This is a genomic window from Steroidobacter sp., from assembly GCF_016790065.1.
Taxonomy (GTDB): Bacteria; Pseudomonadota; Gammaproteobacteria; order Steroidobacterales; family Steroidobacteraceae; genus Steroidobacter.
Window position 1 is genome coordinate 1 of the sequence record NZ_JAEUPY010000017.1, and the last position, 18,696, is coordinate 18,696.

Here is an 18,696-nt window from a genome sequence, read left to right on the forward strand (position 1 = left end):
TCTCCGGGGCACCGCGCACAAGTCGGTGGCTAACTAGGTTCGCGCACCGTATTGGGAGTGGGGCGACTGTCGAGGCGAACGGCGTTGCGCAAAGAATCAAGCAACCGCTGCCACGACGTGCGCTTGCGAGTCTTCACCGGCAAACCGAGCCGATCGCGCATGGCGCTGAAGATCGCATCCGGCACACTGATACGACAGGCCTTTTCCAGTCCCTGGAAACCGGGCGAGGAGTTGGCTTCGCAGATTCGGTAGCCATCAGCGTCGAGCAGGATGTCCACACCTGCGACGTCGAGGCCGAGCACGCTGGCGACACGCACCGCGAGTTCCGCCATTTCTGCCGGCGGCTCGAACGCTGTGCCGACACCACCCAGTGAAATGTTGGACTTGAAGCTGCCATCGGTGGAGCGGCGTTCCATCGCAGCGACGGCTTGACCATTCACCACCAGCACGCGCACGTCGCGGCCGTGGCTCGCTTTCACGTACTGCTGAAAAATGAAATCGGAGCCGGACTGCGCGCCATCGAGCAGATTGGCCAGATCGTTGAACTGCTCGCGATTCGCACACAACAACACACCGTTGCCGCGCGTACCACGCAAAGTTTTCACGACCACGGGGAAACCCAGCTCGCGCTCGATCACATTCACGTCCACCGGGAATTTGCCCAGGATGGTTTTGGGAATGGGAATGCCGGCGCCCGAGAGAATTTGTAGGGTTTGCAATTTATCGGCCACGGCTTCCACCGAGGCCGGGCTGTTGACCATGGCAATGCCCTGGCGCTCGAAGTGTCTGAGCACGGCCAACGTGAAGTAGCTGGTCTCGCTGCCGGTGCGAGGAATGATCAGATCCGGCTTGGGCAGCTTGCGGCCTTGATAAACCGCCGACCAGCCTTCGGCAGAATCGACGATGAGCTCGAAGTCGCGCGGATTCAGCACTTCGAGCTGGATGCCGGCTTGTGCGGCCGATTGCTGGAACCGAAAAACTTCGGCCGCTTCCGGCACGTCGCGCCGCAGTTCGCGATGAAAGAGTAGCCAGCAGTACATGCGTCGAGCCCTCGGCGCTGAGGTTAAACAAACGCGCATGCTGCACGCCCAGGCACAGCATGTCCATTGCAGTTCGGTTATAAAGCGAGCGGCGGTGGTGCGCGTTCCCTGCGAGCGACAATTCCGTGTCGAGACGACGGACTAGGCGGCTTCGTGGCGCAGACGAAGCAGTAACGCGTCATAGATTTCCTTCAAGCGAACCGCGCTGACGCGCTCATCGAAGTGTTGCACGATGTGCTCGCGGCCTCGCGCTGCCTGCGAGCGCAGAGCCGGCAAATTGTCGAGCGCTTCAGCCATCGTGGCACTGAGCTGCAACAGCGAGTCCTCGCGCGAGAAGGTCAGGTAAGGCGCGACGCCGTTGGATTGATAAGCCTGTAGCGGATTGGTGAGCACCGCCACGCCGCACGCGAGGCTTTCCAAAATCGTCACCGGGAACGCGTCCATCTGCGGGAAGTTCACCGTCAAATCCGCGCTGACATACAGGCCAGGCTGTTGTTCATAGGCCATGCTGCCGACCCAGCGCACTCGTGACTCGATCCCGAGCTCTTCGACGAGTCGGCGCAATTTGGGCAGCGACGTGCCGACACCGTGTCCGAACTCTCGCATGATCAGATACGACCGCTCGCGTGCCGAGGCCGGCATCGCTGCGAACGCTGCGATGATTTCGTTGGGTCGATAGATGGCGCCGAGTTGACGAGCGGACAGGAACACCACGGCGTCCGGCTCGATTCGCCATTGCTCGCGCCAGCGTCGGCGTTCTTCCGGCAGATTCGGTTGAAACAGCGTGGTGTCGATACCGATGGGCAACGTGGCCGTGGGAACCTTGGTGCCAGCCAGCTGATTCGCGGTCTCGGCAATGTCGTCGCAATCCACGATGAGCAGATCGAGTTCGCGAAGCGCCGCGCCGATTCGTCTACGCAGCGCGCTCTTCGGCGAGGCCTGCGCCGGCACATTCAAATCGCTGCCCCATGCAGTGGCCACCAACGGACGGCCACCGGCAGCGCTCACGTCCAGCACGCGATCGTCCATCCATTGCACATGACACAGATCGGCCTGCGCGTTTCGCAATATCGGTTCCAGTCGCCGTTTATGCAGTAATGACAGCACCGGCACCAGCGCATCGAGCCGGCGCATGCGACGCGGATATTTGCGAAGTTCGACACCTGGAAGCGGGCGCGACAGTGCGCCGCTGTGCTCGACCAGCGTGATCTCGCAGCCAGTCAGTTGCAGCAGCCGAATGTATCTCCGGCAATGGATATGCATCTGGCCGCCCTGACCGAACGGTGCGGCGAACATGGTGACTTTCATCGTCACTGCGTCCTGCACATGCGTGCGTTATCAGATCGCACGCAAGATGCTCGCAATCTCATCCACATAGTCGGGGCGCAGGCCGGGATGCAACGGCAAGGTGATCGCGCGGCTGGCGAATTGATGTGTCAACTCCAGCACGTCGGTGAAGTGCTCGCGAAAGCCACTGAATTCCAGAATGGACGGATAGTGCATGCTCGTTTGGATACTGGCCTCACGCAGTGCCTGCGTGGCCTTGGTTCGGGTCTCGGTGGAATCCGCGACCACCACCATCAAATGACCGGATGAGTGTTCGAGTTGGTCGGCGAATACCACGGTCCAGCGCTCAGCATCTCGTAAGCCATCGCGATAACGCGCCAGCAGTTCGCGGCGGCGCTGATTGCCCGGCAGCAGCTTCGCGAGTTGTGCGCGACCGATGGCGGCGTGCAGTTCGTCGAGTCGATAGTTGAAGCCGGGCAGGGCGATGTCGTACGAGCCGACCCGGCCGTGATGACGTTCCCACGAAGAGCGCGTCATGCCATGACTGCGCAACATCTGAATACGTTCGGCGAGATCGTCGCGATTGGTGACCAGCATGCCGCCTTCGCCGCACGCCAGATTTTTGTTGGCGTAAAACGAGAAGGTGCCGATATCGCCGATGCTGCCGGCCATCATGCCGTGCGGCGCGCGGCCTCGAGCGTCATGAAATCGAGCGCCGATCGCGTGACAGGAATCTTCGATCAACAACAAGTTGTGTCGTTTGCACAGCTCCTGCAGTTCGCTCATGCGCGCCAGGTTGCCGCCGTAGTGCATGGGAATGACGGCTTTGGTGCGCGGAGTGATCAGGCGCTCGACTTGCTCGGGATCGATAGTGGGTTCGGCGAGACTGCAAATATCGGCAAATACCGGAGTCGCGCCCACCAATAAAGTCATATTGGCCGACGCCACGAAATTGATGGCCGGCTGGATGACTTCGTCACCAGGCTTCAGGCCAATGGCATGTATCGCTAAATGCAGCGCCGCCGTGGCGCTGGACACGGCATAGGCATGGCGAGCCGACTGCATGGCTGCGAATTCTTGTTCGAAGGCCAACACTTCGGGCCCCATGGAAAGCCATCTGCGCTCGATGACGCGCTGCGCGGCCTCGGCTTCTTCGACTCCGTAGTCCAGTACGGACAGTGGCACGCGCCAATCGGTCAAGTTCGGTTCTCCCAGTAAATTCGAGGGGTGAAATCCCAGTCACCCGGATCAAGCAGACCCGGGCCATGCAGCCTTGTCAAATCGTTCCTTGCATAATCCCGCAGCGTGGTGAATTCGCTACAGAAGCGGGTTTAGGGCGCGCTGCGAGTTAGCCCTTGTGGCAATGCCATGGCCAGCCGAGCCGACCCTTGGAGCTTGCGGCCGGCAGCGCCAGGAATCGCGAAAGAATCGCGAAATGTGCGCAATCCGGCGCCAACGCGGCCTTGCTGGGTTTGCTGGATGGCCGCGTCGATGTGAGCTCTCACCAGTCGTTCGCGATACGCGAGCAAATCGCCATCGCGCGTCACGTGCGGAGCGAGCGCTTTCAGTCCATTGAGCTTGTGGAGCGCGACGTCGCCGTAGCGGCGCGAAGCACTGGCATCGTGTTGACGCACTTCGGCGAGCACCTCATCGGTGAACACCACGCCACCGAGCAGAAAAGTTTTGAGCACGAAGTTGACATCGGCGCCGAGCCCGAGTTTCTGATCAAAACGTAAATTCTCGATGGCACTGCGACGGAACATCATTACTTGCAGGTAAGCAGGAATATCCGCGCACGCGACCAGTGCGCTGAAGGCTCGTTCTTTCGGAATGCGGCCGTGCGCAGTGGGCAAGTCCCGCAACAGCACCGGGCGCTTGATCTCGGGATACGACTGGAATTGATCGCTCGACTGCTGGCCGGTGGCGTCGTCGAAGCGCACGAAATTGCCGAACGTGCCCACCACTGTCGGATCTTCTTCCAGATAGCCGTGCATTTTTTCGACGTAGCTGGGCTGCCAGCGATCGTCGGCGTCCAGAAAGGCGATGAATTCGCACTTCGCAGCCTCGAGCCCGACATTGCGAGCACTGGCAGCACCGCCGTTTTCCTTGCGGATGTATTGAATGCGCGAGCTGGAATATTTGCCGACCACAGCGGCGGTATCGTCGCTGGAGCCGTCGTCGACCACGATGATCTGCTGCGGCTGGAGCGTCTGGCCAAAGAGTGAATCGAGCGCTTCGGCGAGGAATCGGCCGCAGTTATAGCTGGGAACGATGACGCTGACGGAGGCTTGTGGCGGGGGCGGGGCAGTGTCGAAAACAGTCATCCGGCGGATTTTGGCTGACTTGACTCAGGGAAGCGAGCCGCAGTGATGGCAGGCATCAGCGCCAGCGATGCTCCGGGGGTGAAATTCCAGGCGGCGCGGGTGCTACGCTGACTCAGGACCTGCTGCCGCGACGGTGCCATGAGTCGATCCATCGAGCTTCGCCCCATCTTGAATCGCACCCCGCTGGGCCGCTATCGCTGGCAAGTGGTGCTGTCGTGCTGGCTGATCGCCGTGCTGGACGGCTTCGACGTGCAATCCATGGCCTTCGTGGCGCCGGTGCTGGCACCGCTGTGGCAAATTCCCAAGGCGGTGATGGGCCAGGTATTGACGGCCGGCGTGGTCGGACTGTTGATCGGCTCGCTGCTCGCGGGGCGCCTGTGCGACCGCTACGGGCGCCGTCCGGTACTGCTGGGCGCGGTGCTGCTGGTTAGTGCCGGAAGCTTGCTGTCTTCGTTGGCGGGCGATGTCACTCAACTGATCGTCACTCGCGTACTGACAGGGATAGGGCTGGGCGGCGTGATGGTTGCGTGTCTCTCGCTCACCGCCGAATACGCGCCAGATAGCGCTCGGGCCTCGGTGGTCATCGCGATGTACGTTGGTTTTCCCATCGGCGGCAGTCTTGCGGGATTGCTGGCCGCGCCGCTGATCCAGCAGTTCGGTTGGCAAGCGGTGTTCGTCGTCGGCGGCATCGCGCCGCTGGTGTTGATTGCGATCCTGTGGCGCTTCATTCCTGAATCGCTGCGTTTCAGTGCGCTGGCCGGCGCAGCACCGGAGCGCATTGGCGCCATCGTGAGTCGGATTGCACCGGAATATTCCTACCAGCCCGGCGACCGCTTCATCGTCGAGCAAGCGCCTGAGGCCCGCGCGAGTCTGGCGCAGTTATTCGCCAACGGACGCAGCCTGGGCACGGTGTTGTTCTGGTTCATTTGTTTCGCCAATCTGCTGGTGCTGTATTTGCTGATCAATTGGCTGCCTTCGATCTTGAAGCAAGCCGCAGCCTCGCAAGCAGCGGCCAATCTGGCAGCAGTGATGTTCAATGTCGGTGGCATCTTGGGCGCGGTCGCGCTGGGTCGCGCCGCAGATAAGTTGGGTGCGGTTCGAACACTGACAGCGGCTTATTTTCTGGCGGCCATTACCGTGTGGCTGTTGGCTCGCTCGGGCGGCGGCTCGGTGCTCGCCGTCATTGCACTGGCCGGCGCTGGAGTGATGGGTGCGCAATTCTGCGTGACTGCGGTGGTGACGGCGTTTTATCCCACAGAAATCCGCTCGACGGGCGTCGGGGCCGCGCTTGGCTTCGGGCGCGTAGGCTCGCTGGCTGGCCCGCTGCTCGGCGGTTGGGCGCTGGGAACGGGCATGCCACCAGCGCAAATTTTCGTGCTGCTGGCGATTCCGATGTTGGCCTGCGGTCTGGCGACGTTGCTGTTATCGAGCGCCTTTGGCTCGCGCCGCGTTGTCGAACAGCCGGGCGTCGCATAGGATCGAAGCCGGTGGTATCCAACCCCGCGACGTCTACGGGCATGAACGAGCATCTTCGCCGTTTCAATCTGAACCTGCTGCCCATCCTGGACGCATTGCTGGACACGCGGAATGTGACGCGAGCCGGCGAACGCTTCGACCTGACGCAGCCGGCGGCCAGCGCTGCGTTGGCGAAGTTGCGAGCCGCGTTCGGCGATGAGTTGCTGGTTGCCGTGGGCCGCGACCTGCGGCTGACGCCCAAAGCCGAGCGCATCCGCGAACCGGTGCGACAGCTGCTGGAACTGCTGGAGACGGCATTTCAGTCCAACGATTTGGATCCGGCTGGCTGGTCGGGCGAATTCATCATGGCCACGGCCGATGCTGTCGCAGCGTTGCTGCTGCCTAGCCTGATCGACAAGCTGGATAGCGTGGCACCTGGCGTGACTCTGCGTGTCACCAACATCACGCGCAGCTCGGTGAGCAACCTGCGCAGCGAAGACATCGACATGATCATCGCGCCTCCGCAGATCATCGATGACGCCGCCCTCATGTCCCGCCGGCTGTTCAGCGACCGGTTCGTGGTCGTGCACTCCAAGGATCATCCGCCACCGGCCGCTCACGAGTTGAACGAGTACATGAAACGCGGCCACATCGCGACCGTGATCGATGCGCCTCATATCGGCGGCCCGCCGCGCAGTAACTTCAGCTCCGAGATCGACCAACTTCGCAGCACTCAGCGCAATGTCGCGGTCGTACCGTATTACTCGTTGCTGCCGTTGCTAGTGGCCGGTACATCACGGCTCGCGTTGGTGCAGGAGCGGCTGGCGAAAAAGCTCATGGAGTTTTTGCCCGTGTCCTACATCGATCCACCGGAGCCGCTGCCGACACTGGATCTGCACATGTTCTGGAGTCCCAAGTACAACGACGATCCGCGTCACGTGTGGTTACGCAACTCCATCTTCGAAGTGTGCGAGCGTTATCGCACCTGAGCAGATTATTTCGTCAGGCTAGTGCGGCGTCGACTATCGCTCGGCAGTGGATGAGAGAGCCGTCGAGCATCGGCACCGGTGACTCGAGCACGCCGAGCAACGGCGAGAAGTCAGTGGTGGCCAATAGCAGCGCTTGTGCGCCTTGCTCAACTTGCTGCAACAACAGTCTCTGCAATGTTTGAGTTGCAGCCGTCGTCAAGGCGCCAGCGGCGATCTCGGAAAACACAATGCGATCCAACTCAGCATGCAGCTCGCGTGGCGGCGAGATCAGTTGCGCTCCGCTGGCGCTGCTCAGTTGGCTCATGAGCGTCGAGTCCTGCAGCGCATAGCTAGTCGCCCACACGCCTATACGTTCATAGCCAGCCTCGCGAACAGCAGCGCCGATAGCTTCAGTGAGATCGACGAAGGGCAGAGCGCCATTCTTCAATGCGCCAGCGTAACGATGGCCGGTGAACGATGCGATGGCGATGAGACTCGCGCTTGCGGCTTGCAAATCGTCGCTGGCCGCGCGCATCACTTGCTCGACGGCGTCGATGTCATTCGCCTGTTGAAGCAGCGGGTGTAGATCGAGGCTACGAATCACCATGTCGGCGCTGTGATGACCGCCGAGTCGTTGCCGCACATCCAAGTTGATATAGCGGTAGTAGTCCGCGGTCGCCGCCCAGGAAATGCCGCCGATCAAGCCGATCCGCTGCATCGGTGCGCTCACTGGGCCCCGCGCTCGGGGAATGCGCTGATGACTCGTGCCACCAGCTTGCCGGGTGCGTCGAAGCCGACCACGCCGGTGAAATTGAACACACTGTTGAGCCACACCACCACCAGGTCGCGCTTCGGGCAGACGACCAGGAAGTTCGAGCCCACGCCATGATGGCCGAAGCAGCCGGACACGCCAGCCATCTTCAACATCAACTGCGCACCGTAGTCAGGTTCAGCGGGCAAGGCGGGTTGGGTGGAGTAGGCGACCCAACCTTCCGGCAACACCCGCTGTCCGTTCCACACGCCGTCGTGTCGCAGCAGCAAACCAATGCGCGCCAAGTCCTCGGCACCGATGAACAGCGAATGGCCTGGCGTCCATGTGCCTGCTGGATCGAACTCAGTGACGAACTGTCGCGCGCCGATGGGCTCGAGCAATTGTTTGTTGAGATAGCTCAGCAGCGGCTCACGTGCCCCGGCACCGACCTTCGCTTGCAACACTCCACCCAGTAACGTGGCGCTGCCCGTCGAATATTCGTAGTGAGTGCCCGGCTGCGCCTCGAGCGGCCGCGGCAACATGTAGCGCATTTCGTCCATGCTGCCTGCGCCACCAAAGAACACTTCGTAGCCCGGCTCGCTCGGCGCCCAGAACTGCTCATCCCACTGGATACCGCTGACCATTTTCAGCAGTTGGTCGTATGTGATCTTGCTGCGTGCATCGCCGGACTTGCGCCACTCGGGCAAGTTCACTGCGTCCTTCACACGAAGCTTGCCGTCGCGAACCAACAGACCAGCCAGCAGATTGTTCTGCGTCTTGGCGATAGAGCCGACGTAGTAGAGATTGTGAGCGCTGTAGCCCGCGCCATAACGATCCGCGACTACTCGATCGCCATGGATGACGACAGCAGCACGAGCAAAGCCAGCGAGTGGCCCGGTTGCGGAGAAGCCTTCGTTCAAGGCGGCATCGATAGCCTTTGCGTCGACGCCGGCGGGCGCAGCGGCTCGCGGCAACGGCTGCGAATCCGTCACTGCAGCCGGCGCTGAAACTGTGGATGAAGCTTGTGCCTGCGAAGGCTCCTGAGTCACACAGCCGCCGCCATCGAGCAGATAACGCGATTGCGCCAGCACCTGCTCGCCTTGAAGCAATCTCACCCAGCCGCCGTCATGGGTGCGCGTGACGTCCAATCGCTGATTGGGTGCGGTCAGCAAAGGCGGTGCGGCGTCAGTCGACGCGTAGCGCCAGATCGCTGAACGACCGTCGCTACACTGATCGACAGACATGCGCTGTACGAACACGCACGAGCAAATGGTGCGGGCTTTGAGTCGAGCCAGATCGGCCGGCGCCATTTTGCCGAGTTCCATGGCGCCCGCGACGGCTGGCGCAAGCAAAACAAATAGACTGGATAGCAAGACAGATCGACGCATGGGGCGCTCCGGCAAACGGGGTGCGCCGAAATAGTAGCGGGATGAGCGCAGCTCGTGCGCTCATACCTACCATCAACGTCGATGCATGGTTGGTCTAGGGCGACGGCACTGCAGGAGCGAACGCCGGCTCTTGGGCTTCCACGGACGGAAGAAACTTCGGTACGACGCGTGCCTTCGCGCGCTGTTCGAATGCGTATCCCGCCGCCAGCAGTAAATCTTCCGACCAAGGCGCACCGATGAACGACATACCCAACGGCAATCCCTTCACGTTGCCCATGGGCACAGTGAGGTGCGGATAGCCTGCAACCGCAGGCATGGAGCTGAAAGAGCCTGGCCAGCGTATGCCATTGATCGAATCGACGCGCGGCGCCACGCCGGTGCTCGGCGCAACGATCAAGTCGAGCTTGTCCTCAGCCAGCAGTCGCTGAATACCTTCGATGCCGGCCAGGCGCTTCGAGTCAGCGCGTGCGGTCATATATTTGGAGTCGCTCAGCGCCGGCATGCCATTCGCTCTTACAAACGTTTCCTGGCCGAACAACGCCAACTCGGCCGGCGTGCGCTGATTGAAGTCGATCAGTTGTTGGAGGTTACGTACTTTGATTTTGGCTGGCGAGGAGGCGAGATAGGCATTGATGTCTGCTTTGAACTCGGTGTGCAGCACCAAGTCTTCGGCTTCGCTCATGCGCTCCAGCTTCGGCAGCTCGATGTCCACCAACGTCGCGCCAGCTGCCTTCAGATGATTCAACGCGCGCTCGTAGACCGGCGTGAGATACGCGTTTTTGTCGGCCTCGAAACGCAGCACACCGATGCGTTTGCCGTTCAACGCCGTCGGCACCAGGCCTTTGGTGTAATCAGACTTGCTGCAACCGGCGGACGGTGGATCGCACGCAGGCTCGTCGCCAACCAACGCTGCGAGCAACAGCGCGAGGTCTTTGACGCTGGTGGCCAGCGGGCCGGCGGTGTCCTGGCTGTGCGAGATGGGAACGATGAACTTGCCTGACAGCAACCCCAAGGTCGGCTTCAATCCGACGATGCCGTTCATGGCTGCAGGACAGACGACGGAGCCATCGGTCTCGGTGCCGACGCTGACCGGTACCAAGCCAGCCGCGACGGCGACAGCACTGCCGGCGCTCGAACCGCAGGGAGAGCGATCGAGCACGTGAGGATTCTTGGTCAGCCCACCGACAGCGCTCCAGCCGCTGATGGAGCTGCGCGACCGAAAGTTGGCCCATTCGCTCAGATTGGCCTTGCCCAAAATGATGGCGCCGGCCGCTCGCAAGTTGGCCACGATGGGCGCGTCTCGCTTGGTGACGTTGTCGATCAGCGCCAACGAGCCGGCCGTGGTGGGCAGGGGATCAGCGGACTCGATGTTGTCCTTCAACAGCACCGGAATGCCGTGCAGAGGACCGCGTGCGCCCTGGGTCTGCAGTTCTTTGTCCAAGGCTCGGGCTTGTTTGAGCGCGTCCGGATTGATGGCGATGATGGCGCGCAGCTGTGGACCGCTGCGATCGATGGCGCCGATCCTGCGAGTGAACGCTTCGACCAGCTCGGCCGACGTGGTTTTGCGCGAGTCGAGGTCGCTACGCAGCTCGCTCAGCGAGCGGGTATCGGGTGCGTCCACCGGGGTGGCTGCTTGGGCGGATCCAGAAAGCGCGGCCAGCACCGCCAACCCACAGGTCAACGATGCTCTGGAACGATCCTTGATGGCAGGCATTCGAGATTCCACCGGCGCCGGAGTGGCTAGGGTGGGGAGGTATATCCAACCTCCAGCTCAGCGACAAGGCCGGCGCCCCGGGTCGCAATGACAATAGGGGGCGCCGACTAGAAACTTAACGTCAGCTCAGATGCGCGAGCAGGCTGGAGTGCTGAGCAGCCCGACGCAATTTCAGCGGGGCATCGCCGTAGGCGGCTTTGAAGGCGCGAGTGAAGCTGGCGGCGTGCTCGTAGCCAACCTCGGCCGCGATATCGACCATCGACAGCTGCGTCGAGCGTACCAACCTCAGGGCGTGCTCCATCCGGCGCTTGTCGCGCACTCGAGCGACGGTGTCGCCGTAGAGCAGCCGGAAGCCCAGCTGCAGCTTGGGTCTAGAGATACCGACCGCCGCGACCAGTTTCTCGATGTCCGGAGCCTGTTCGAGCGTGGTGTCGATGATGGCCATCGCCTGCTTCAACTTGCGATGGTCACGAGGGCTCAGCTGGATGCTGCCGAGGCGCGGCTCCTGCAGGTTCTTGGCCAACGCGTACAGGATGTCGCAGGCCAGTTCGAGGGCCTTGGCTTTGAGGAAGGCGAGCAGGAAGCCGTTCTTGTACGGGCAGTCGACGATCTGACGCGCGATCAAAGTGGTGGCCGGCGACAGGGCGAAGCTTTGCATCGGCAGGTTGCCGCCGTCGCTGAGGAAACGATTGACGTCCTCAGGCAGATCTTCGGGCCGCAAGCCGGTCACCTGGAACAGCGCCTGGCGCTCGATGAACACGCACAGCCATTTCATCGGATGAGAGGATTCGTACAGCGGCGCCACGTCTTCAGCGCTGGTCACGCCATAGACCGCGCAGTGGCCGCGATTCGCGCGGGAATTATCGACTGGCCGGCGGCGCGTCGCCGTCGGACCTTCGAGGCAAACGCCGAGCATCAGCGTATCGGTGGGCACCTGATGGCGCGGAATGGGCCTGATCGCAGCCATGTCCGAGACGGCCAGTGTCAATCCTTGCTCGAGGCCATGGAATTCCCAACCGCCGCGAACGGCGTTCTGGGCCCCGATTGCGTGGTCGTCGGCCGGCTCCACGCTGATAGAAGAATTGATTTGCAACATGCTCGCACTACAAAGCGCGGCGGCCACAATGACATCCGAAGTTCCACTGAAATTGACAGCCGATCGGTCAAAAATCTCATCTCGCTGGCTAAGCGGCGCCGAGTTCGGCCGGTATGCTCGGGCGGCGTCTTCATGTCAGTAAAATTCGCAATGAGCAAACTCAAGACCGCGCTACTCGCCAGCTTCGCTGCCTTGTTAGCCACCAATGCCTCGGCGGCCGACGACCTTACCCAGCGGGTCGATGAGATTTTCAAGGATTGGGCTCGTACCGACGGCCCCGGCTGCGCCGTCACGGTCAGCCAGGACGGCAAGACGGTGCTGGAACGTGCCTATGGCATGGCCGACCTGGAGCAGGGAGTGGCCAACCGTCCGGACACGGTGTTCAACATCGCGTCGTTGTCGAAACAGTTCACCGCGGTCTCGCTCTTATTGCTACAAGAGCAGGGCAAGCTGTCGCTCGACGACGATATCCGCAAATACGTGAGCGAAGTGCCGGACTACGGCACACGCATCACGCTGCGCCATCTGGCCAATCACACCAGCGGCCTGCGCGACCTGCCTGAGATCCTGTCGCTGGGCGGTTGGAATTGGGTGGACGCGGTTCCGCAAAAGAAGGCGCTCGACGCCATCGCTCGCCAGAAGAATCTGAACTTCGCGCCCGGCAGCCAATATTTGTATAGCAACTCCGGCTATTACTTGATGGCGGTGATCGTCGAGCGGGTCAGCGGCCAGACCTTCGGCGAGTTCACCCGCGACCATATTTTCCAGCCGCTGGGCATGTTGCATTCCCGGTTTTATGACGACCGCCGCATGATCATGAAGAGCCGTGCCATCGGTCACATGAAGCTGCCGGGCGGCGGTTTCGGCGTGTGGCGCCCGACGTATGAAATCGTCGGCGACGGTGCCTTGCTCACCACGGCGCAGGATCTGCAGATCTGGGCCAGAAACTTTCTCGAACCCAAGCTCGGTCGTCATCCTCAGCAATTGCTCGCCGACATGACTCAGGCCGGCGTGCTCAATGACGGCAAGAAGATCGACTATGCGTTGGGCCTGTCCGTCGAAATATATCGCGGCTCGCCAGCGGTGAGCCATGGCGGCGGCATTCCGGGCTACGCCACGTTCATGCTTCATTTGCCGGAACAGAAGTTTGCTTCCATCGTGTTGTGTAACGTCGGTGGCGGCCCGGCTCGCAAAGCCGCTGGCGCCATCGCGGATATTTATCTGGAAGGTAAATTCCCCAACGGTCCCGAAGCTCCAGCGGCGCGCTCGCGAGAGAACGGCCCGACCAAGGCTGAGCGCCAGCCCACGGTGGCTCAGTTGCAGAAGCTGGCCGGCACGTATTACAGCGAAGAACTCGACGCCAGCTACATCTTGAGTGTCGACGGCGATCACCTGGTGGCAACGGTGGGCTACGAGCCGCCGGCGCCGCTGTTTGCCATCGAAGGCGGCGGTTTTTATAACGACGACGGCAATGCCACGTTGCAGTTCAGCGGCAACGGCTTCGAGATGAGTTCAGGTCGGGTGCAGGGCCTGAAATTCAAGCGGACTTCGCGTCGCTGACGCTGCCGTTTGGGTCGGGAAAACCTCGCGTCTTGCGCACGAGTTGCGCAGGACGCGCACCGACCCGAAACCCCTTGCGAACGGCCTAATCCATCCAGCCGACGTCATTCTGCGACCGGCTTCACAAATTCCCACCGCCGGAAAGCGCAACTCATCACAGTTGTACCGCGCTGTCCGCGAGCTGTGATTTTCCAGGGCTGCAGCTGTCAGCGTTTGACCTGTACAGCAACGCGACACTAGCGCGACATAACCTGTCCAGACATAGTGCGGCCACTTCGCGCAGCGGCACGAATTTGATAGCTCAACGGAGACTCGATGAAGCGCATTGTCATGGCAACGGTGTTGACTGCAGGCTTCGCTTGCACGGCGCACGCAGGACTGGTCTCGGTCGGTTTCAACGACTTCGATACTTCTCCTGAGTTCTCGTACGCCAACTACGCGAGCGCCGGCTACTCCATGGAGCCTTGGCAGAAGTGCGACCGTGCGTACAACGGCTCGTCGGTGTCGATTTCCTCGACTTCGATGTGTGCCACCGAAACCAACTACGCACGCGACTATCCCGATGCGTTGCTCGCCAGCACCAGCTTGAACGGTTCCGGTTTGTTGAGCGCGCATGGCCCGCTGCAAATCACGGCGGCTGGTCAGTTCTCGCTGGCTAGCGTGGATCTGCTCAGCGGCTTGAACAACCTCGGCATGTCGTTGCGTTTCGACGCCTACACCGACGGCGTGCTCACCGGCAGCACCGATGTTTTCTTCCCGTCCAGCAATCCTGCCAATCGTGCGGCTTACATCGGCGGCCAGAGCTGGTTGTTCGGTTTCAACAGCGCCGCGCTCGGCATCATGGACACGCTGATCATTTCCGGTCTGGCCGGTAACCGCGGCGACGGCAACTTCTTCCTGGACAACCTGGTGGTCGATGCCGCCAACGTGCCGGAGCCGGGCACGATGGCGCTGTTCGCCATCGGCGGGCTGGGTTTGTTCGCTCGTCGTCGACGCGCAGCCGCCTCAGCTGCCTAACTTGTTTGGATCGCGCCAGACCCGTTCGAACGGCAAGCGCCAGGCACGTGGCGCGATCAATTGATGAATGGCATTCGGTCCCCAGGTTCCCTGGGGATACGGCCGCACCGGCGGTGGGTTTTCCAGCAGGGGCATGGACACCGCCCATAACCGCTCGATGCCTTCGGCGGTAGTAAACAAAGTGCGATCGCCGCGCATCGCATCCAAAATCAAACGCTCGTAGGCCTCCAGCACATCGCCGATCATGCCGGTGTCGCGCATGGCGAATTGCAGACTGAGCTTGTCCAGCCGCATGCCCGGCCCCGGCCGCTTGCCATAGAACGATAACGACATCTTGGACTGGTCGGCCAGATCGAAAGTGAGATGATCCGGCCCTTGCTCGCCGACGCCCGAGCCGGCAGGAAACATACTTTTCGGCGGCTCACGGAAGGCAATGGAAATGATGCGTTGGCCTTCGGCCATGCGCTTGCCGGTGCGTAGAAAAAACGGCACGCCGGCCCAGCGCCAATTATCGATGGCGCATTTCAACGCGATGAAGGTTTCCGACTCCGACTGCGGACTGACGCCTTCTTCGGAGCGATAACCGGCGTACTGGCCACGCACCACGTCGCCCGGTTGGATGGGCAACATGCTGCGGAACACCTTGTTCTTTTCTTCGCTGATTGGAATCGGTTCCAGCGACGTCGGCGCTTCCATGGCGACGAATGCCAGGATTTGAAACAAGTGCGTCACCACCATGTCGCGGAATGCGCCGGTGGCTTCGTAGAACGCAGCGCGCGTCGCCAGGCCGATGCTTTCCGGCACGTCGATCTGGATGTGATCGATGAAGTTACGATTCCAGATGGGCTCGAACAGACCATTGGCAAAGCGAAACGCCAGAATGTTTTGCGCCGGCTCCTTGCCCAGGAAATGATCGATACGGAAGATCTGATCTTCCTTGAACACCTCGTGCAGTTGGGCATTCAGATTCACCGCGCTGCTGAGATCCACGCCGAACGGCTTCTCCATGATGATGCGTGCTCGTTCGACCAGACCAGCCTCGCCGAGCATGCGTACGGCAGACAGCGCCGCGTTCGGCGGCACGCTCAGATAGTGCAGGCGACGAGACTCGCCGGTGAAGGTGGCTTCGGCTTTATCGACCGCTGCCTTGAGCGCCGCCGGGCCACCGCTGAGCGGCACGTAGTCGAGACTGCTTGCGAATTCTTTCCACTCGGCATCGGCCACCGGCCGCACCGAGAATTCCGTCAGCGCTTTGTAAGCCAGCTCACGAAACTGATCGGCTGTCAGCTCATCCAGCGACACGCCGACGATCCGGCAACCGGGAATGAAGCCGACGCTGGTCAGATGAAACAGGCCGGGCAGTAATTTGCGCCGGGCCAGATCGCCCGTGGCGCCGAACAGCACCACCACCTGCGGAAAACGCGGACCGACGCCGGGAGGAATTTTTGTCATCGCACCACCCAAAGTAAACGCCGGTGCGAGCATAGCTCACCTGGCGGCGGCTGCTGATCGCCACATGCCGAAAGCTCTCAAATCCCGAGCGGGGATAGCGTGCCGGCAGACTTTTACCGGGCGATTCGCTAGATTGATGCCACGGCATGCATCGCCACGGATCAGGACCGCGGTCCCATGCCCTCAAACGAAGCACTCAGCGGCGGAGTGACCGCCCAGGCATCGGGGGAACCAAGCCATGCGCCAGCGCGCAGCCTACGCCATTGTGACGGGCGGCCTCATCGCGGGACTCATCGATATCACCTACGCCTTGGGTTTCTCCGCGATACGTGGTGTACCACCGACACGTATTTTGCAATCGGTTGCGAGCGGACTGCTCGGATCTTCCTCATATCAAGGCGGCGCAGCCACGGCAGCACTTGGCTTGGTCTTGCACTTCCTGTTGATGCTCATCATCGCCGCGATCTTTTATTTCGCCAGCACTCGATGGCGCTTCCTGGTCGCACGGCCGGTGCTGTGGGGTGGGTTGTATGGCTTCTTCACGTACTGGGTGATGAACCTGGTAGTGCTGCCGTTGTCGGCCTTTCCGAGCGAGGTCAAATTCGTGCCGCTGACCCTGATCACCAGTTTGATCGTGCATGCGTTCGGCATCGGCGTGCCGATTGCGCTCGCGAGCCGGAAAGCACTGGCACCAATGGCGCGCGAGGACGGCGGGGCGGCCGTGGTGTGACCCATCGCACAGCTCGGCGTACTGCGGTGAGCCCTGATTTGGCAGGGTGCCGGTTGGTTTCGGATAATTCGGGACTATCCAAGGGCGAGGGGAGCAAGCGGTCCAATGATTGTCTGGCGCGAGAAGTTTCGTGCTGTGCTGGTGCACTTCCTGGTCACGCTGGCCATGGCGGCGGCGGCGGCGGCGCTGATCTTCCTGGTCTGGTACCCCGATCCGTTCCAGGCCATGTTGGGCGGCACGCGTTTCTTCGTACTCATCACGGTCTGCGACCTGGTGCTCGGCCCGCTGACCTCGCTCATCGTCTATAACAGTAAGAAGACGCGCCGCGCATTGGTGTTCGACTACACCATCATTGGCCTCGTGCAGCTCGCGGCATTCGTCTACGGCGTCCTGTCCATCGCGCATGCGCGACCGGTGTACATCGCATTCGTCAAGGATCGTTTCGAAGTGGTGATCGCCGAAGACTTGGCCGATAAAGACTTACAGCAGGCCCAGGATCCGTATCGGTTCGTTCCGCAGTGGGGACCGATATTGATCGGCACGCAGCGCCCGAGCACTCGCGAAGAACTAAACGACCTGGTCATGTCTTCGATGGAAGGTAAGGACCTGCAACACTTCCCGCGCTACTACGTTCCTTACGACAGTAAGTACGCTGCCGATGTGGCCAAACGCGCGTTCCCGATGCCGAGTCTTTACAAACATCGGCCCGAAGCCAAACAGTTGCTGGCCGCCGAGCATCTCGACTTGCCGGAGGAACAATTGCGTTGGCTGCCGATCCGAGGCACGCGCTCGTTCTGGACCGTGATAGTGAATGCAAACACCGGCGCAGTGCTGAAGTATCTGCCGGTCGATCCGTATGAAAGTTGAATCCGAAAGTCGAATGTGAGATTCGCACCGACAACATCGCCAGCCACGTCAGTGGTGAAGCATTCGATCAATTCGTTATCTGTTAATGCCATGTTACCGGCGTGACCCGACGCCGGCTTACAAACAACGCCGTTACCTACCGGTACCGCATTTAGTCACGTCGCAGCATGCAGTCATTTGCGTAGTTCGGCAGTGACTAAGAAACAACCGGAGCGTGACTGATCCGCTGACCGGCTCCGCCATAGATTGCACGCGCCCTGAGGGAGGGGCGCATCATGCAGTCTGGCACCATGAAACACAGAATAGGATTGTTCACCGCCCTGGCCGCGAGCTTGAGTGGCGGCGTAGCGTTGCACGTTCCGGCGTTCGCGCAGGACACGGATGCAGGAGGCGGCAGTCGCGACTTGGAAGAGGTCGTGGTCACGGCTCGAAACCGCTCCGAGCTGTTACAAGAAGTGCCCATTCCCATTTCGGTGGTCAGCGGCGCCACGCTCGACCGCGACCGCACCTTCACCGTGGCCGAACTCAGTCAGCGTGCCCCGGGCCTGACCGCGACGACGCCGAACGCGCGTCGCTCCGGCATTTCCATCCGCGGTATCGGCAAGACCAGCGGTAACGACAACATGGAACCGGCCGTCGGCGTAATCGTCGACGACGTGTTCCTCGGTCACGTCGGCATGACATACCAAGACTTTACCGATCTGGAGCGCGTCGAAATCCTGCGCGGCCCGCAGGGCACCTTGCTGGGCAAGAACACTTCGCTCGGCGCCATCAAATACACCAGCCGCGCGCCTTCGTTTGCTCCGCAAGGCAGTCTCGAGTTGGAAGGCGGCGTCAGCACCGAGTCGTACAAGGCTCGCGGCTCGTTCTCGAACGCATTGATCGACGACTTGCTGGCATTCCGTGCCTCGGCTTTCGTCGACAAACAGGAGGGCGATCTGGAAAACGTCGCCAACGGCGGTCATTGGCATGAGCGCGATCGTTACGGCGGCCGAGTGCAGTTGCTGCTTCAGCCCAGCAGCACGCTGTCGGTGAAACTCAACCTCG

16 protein-coding genes are annotated in these 18,696 nt (G+C 61.3%); 7 read left to right on the plus strand and 9 right to left on the minus strand.

The annotated features are described in order from the left end of the window. Positions 1-29 precede the first annotated feature (29 nt). The 4 genes from JNL55_RS00540 to JNL55_RS00555 all read right to left on the minus strand — a co-directional run bounded on the left by JNL55_RS00540 (position 30) and on the right by JNL55_RS00555 (position 4,651). On the minus strand, positions 30-1,040 hold the full coding sequence (locus tag JNL55_RS00540; protein ID WP_293848196.1) for an ATP-grasp domain-containing protein: 1,011 nt from the start codon (positions 1,038-1,040) through the stop codon (positions 30-32). 141 nt (positions 1,041-1,181) lie between these two features. Further along, complete coding sequence (locus tag JNL55_RS00545; protein ID WP_293848198.1) at positions 1,182-2,348, minus strand: glycosyltransferase; 1,167 nt, start codon at positions 2,346-2,348, stop codon at positions 1,182-1,184. A 30-nt stretch (positions 2,349-2,378) separates the two neighbouring features. Further along, on the minus strand, positions 2,379-3,527 hold the full coding sequence (locus JNL55_RS00550; protein WP_293848199.1) for a DegT/DnrJ/EryC1/StrS family aminotransferase: 1,149 nt from the start codon (positions 3,525-3,527) through the stop codon (positions 2,379-2,381). Between the two features lie 131 nt (positions 3,528-3,658). Continuing rightward, entirely contained in the window at positions 3,659-4,651 is a 993-nt protein-coding gene (locus JNL55_RS00555) for a glycosyltransferase family 2 protein (RefSeq protein ID WP_293848201.1), read from the minus strand. A 138-nt stretch (positions 4,652-4,789) separates the two neighbouring features. Here JNL55_RS00555 and JNL55_RS00560 point away from each other — a divergent pair, with 138 nt between their 5' ends. Both JNL55_RS00560 and JNL55_RS00565 read left to right on the plus strand, forming a co-directional pair. After that, positions 4,790-6,127: an MFS transporter gene (locus JNL55_RS00560; protein ID WP_293848203.1), complete on the plus strand. Its 1,338-nt coding sequence runs from the start codon at positions 4,790-4,792 to the stop codon at positions 6,125-6,127. A gap of 41 nt (positions 6,128-6,168) precedes the next feature. Continuing rightward, positions 6,169-7,095: a LysR family transcriptional regulator gene (locus tag JNL55_RS00565; protein WP_293848205.1), complete on the plus strand. Its 927-nt coding sequence runs from the start codon at positions 6,169-6,171 to the stop codon at positions 7,093-7,095. Positions 7,096-7,108: 13 nt separating this feature from the next. On the opposite strand, the gene JNL55_RS00570 is transcribed toward JNL55_RS00565, so the two are convergent. From JNL55_RS00570 to JNL55_RS00585, 4 genes are all read right to left on the minus strand, one after another. Continuing rightward, a complete protein-coding gene (locus tag JNL55_RS00570) occupies positions 7,109-7,804 on the minus strand; it encodes an aspartate/glutamate racemase family protein (RefSeq protein ID WP_293848207.1) in 696 nt (231 codons plus the stop codon). After that, the gene (locus tag JNL55_RS00575) at positions 7,801-9,213 is read right to left on the minus strand and encodes a serine hydrolase domain-containing protein (protein ID WP_293848208.1); all 1,413 of its coding nucleotides are present in this window, start codon (positions 9,211-9,213) and stop codon (positions 7,801-7,803) included. Before JNL55_RS00575 ends, JNL55_RS00570 begins: the two co-directional genes overlap by 4 nt. Before the next feature lie 94 nt (positions 9,214-9,307). After that, positions 9,308-10,927 (minus strand): amidase, encoded by a 1,620-nt coding sequence (locus tag JNL55_RS00580; RefSeq protein WP_293848210.1) that lies wholly within the window; start codon positions 10,925-10,927, stop codon positions 9,308-9,310. A gap of 121 nt (positions 10,928-11,048) precedes the next feature. Continuing rightward, positions 11,049-12,023, minus strand: coding sequence for a helix-turn-helix domain-containing protein (locus JNL55_RS00585; RefSeq protein ID WP_293848212.1), 975 nt, complete (start codon positions 12,021-12,023; stop codon positions 11,049-11,051). 150 nt (positions 12,024-12,173) lie between these two features. Between JNL55_RS00585 and JNL55_RS00590 the strand changes: the two genes are divergently transcribed. Together JNL55_RS00590 and JNL55_RS00595 are read left to right on the plus strand one after the other, a co-directional pair. After that, positions 12,174-13,583, plus strand: a complete 1,410-nt coding sequence (locus tag JNL55_RS00590) for a serine hydrolase domain-containing protein (protein WP_293848213.1) — start codon at positions 12,174-12,176, stop codon at positions 13,581-13,583. A gap of 315 nt (positions 13,584-13,898) precedes the next feature. Further along, a complete protein-coding gene (locus JNL55_RS00595) occupies positions 13,899-14,600 on the plus strand; it encodes a PEP-CTERM sorting domain-containing protein (protein ID WP_293848214.1) in 702 nt (233 codons plus the stop codon). Here JNL55_RS00595 and zwf read toward each other — a convergent pair. Beyond that, a complete protein-coding gene (zwf, locus tag JNL55_RS00600; RefSeq protein WP_293848216.1) occupies positions 14,589-16,052 on the minus strand; it encodes a glucose-6-phosphate dehydrogenase in 1,464 nt (487 codons plus the stop codon). The two genes, JNL55_RS00595 and zwf, sit on opposite strands and share 12 nt — an antisense overlap. 238 nt (positions 16,053-16,290) lie before the next feature. Between zwf and JNL55_RS00605 the strand changes: the two genes are divergently transcribed. The 3 genes from JNL55_RS00605 to JNL55_RS00615 all read left to right on the plus strand — a co-directional run. Next, a complete protein-coding gene (locus tag JNL55_RS00605; protein WP_293848218.1) occupies positions 16,291-16,782 on the plus strand; it encodes a hypothetical protein in 492 nt (163 codons plus the stop codon). Between the two features lie 105 nt (positions 16,783-16,887). Further along, positions 16,888-17,649: a TfpX/TfpZ family type IV pilin accessory protein gene (tfpZ, locus tag JNL55_RS00610; RefSeq protein ID WP_293848220.1), complete on the plus strand. Its 762-nt coding sequence runs from the start codon at positions 16,888-16,890 to the stop codon at positions 17,647-17,649. A 290-nt stretch (positions 17,650-17,939) separates the two neighbouring features. Next, positions 17,940-18,696 (plus strand): TonB-dependent receptor plug domain-containing protein (locus JNL55_RS00615; RefSeq protein WP_293848222.1); only part of this gene is annotated, 757 nt, incomplete at its 3' end.

What these genes read in the sequence shown, in the direction of transcription:
- JNL55_RS00540 (WP_293848196.1), bottom strand. Translation starts at nt 1,040, where the DNA reads ATGTACTGCTGGCTACTCTTTCATCGCGAACTGCGGCGCGACGTGCCG.
- JNL55_RS00545 (WP_293848198.1), bottom strand. Translation starts at nt 2,348, where the DNA reads ATGAAAGTCACCATGTTCGCCGCACCGTTCGGTCAGGGCGGCCAGATG.
- JNL55_RS00555 (WP_293848201.1), bottom strand. Translation starts at nt 4,651, where the DNA reads ATGACTGTTTTCGACACTGCCCCGCCCCCGCCACAAGCCTCCGTCAGC.
- JNL55_RS00560 (WP_293848203.1), top strand. Translation starts at nt 4,790, where the DNA reads ATGAGTCGATCCATCGAGCTTCGCCCCATCTTGAATCGCACCCCGCTG.
- JNL55_RS00565 (WP_293848205.1), top strand. Translation starts at nt 6,169, where the DNA reads ATGAACGAGCATCTTCGCCGTTTCAATCTGAACCTGCTGCCCATCCTG.
- JNL55_RS00575 (WP_293848208.1), bottom strand. Translation starts at nt 9,213, where the DNA reads ATGCGTCGATCTGTCTTGCTATCCAGTCTATTTGTTTTGCTTGCGCCA.
- JNL55_RS00580 (WP_293848210.1), bottom strand. Translation starts at nt 10,927, where the DNA reads ATGCCTGCCATCAAGGATCGTTCCAGAGCATCGTTGACCTGTGGGTTG.
- JNL55_RS00585 (WP_293848212.1), bottom strand. Translation starts at nt 12,023, where the DNA reads ATGTTGCAAATCAATTCTTCTATCAGCGTGGAGCCGGCCGACGACCAC.
- JNL55_RS00590 (WP_293848213.1), top strand. Translation starts at nt 12,174, where the DNA reads ATGAGCAAACTCAAGACCGCGCTACTCGCCAGCTTCGCTGCCTTGTTA.
- JNL55_RS00595 (WP_293848214.1), top strand. Translation starts at nt 13,899, where the DNA reads ATGAAGCGCATTGTCATGGCAACGGTGTTGACTGCAGGCTTCGCTTGC.
- zwf (WP_293848216.1), bottom strand. Translation starts at nt 16,052, where the DNA reads ATGACAAAAATTCCTCCCGGCGTCGGTCCGCGTTTTCCGCAGGTGGTG.
- JNL55_RS00605 (WP_293848218.1), top strand. Translation starts at nt 16,291, where the DNA reads ATGCGCCAGCGCGCAGCCTACGCCATTGTGACGGGCGGCCTCATCGCG.
- tfpZ (WP_293848220.1), top strand. Translation starts at nt 16,888, where the DNA reads ATGATTGTCTGGCGCGAGAAGTTTCGTGCTGTGCTGGTGCACTTCCTG.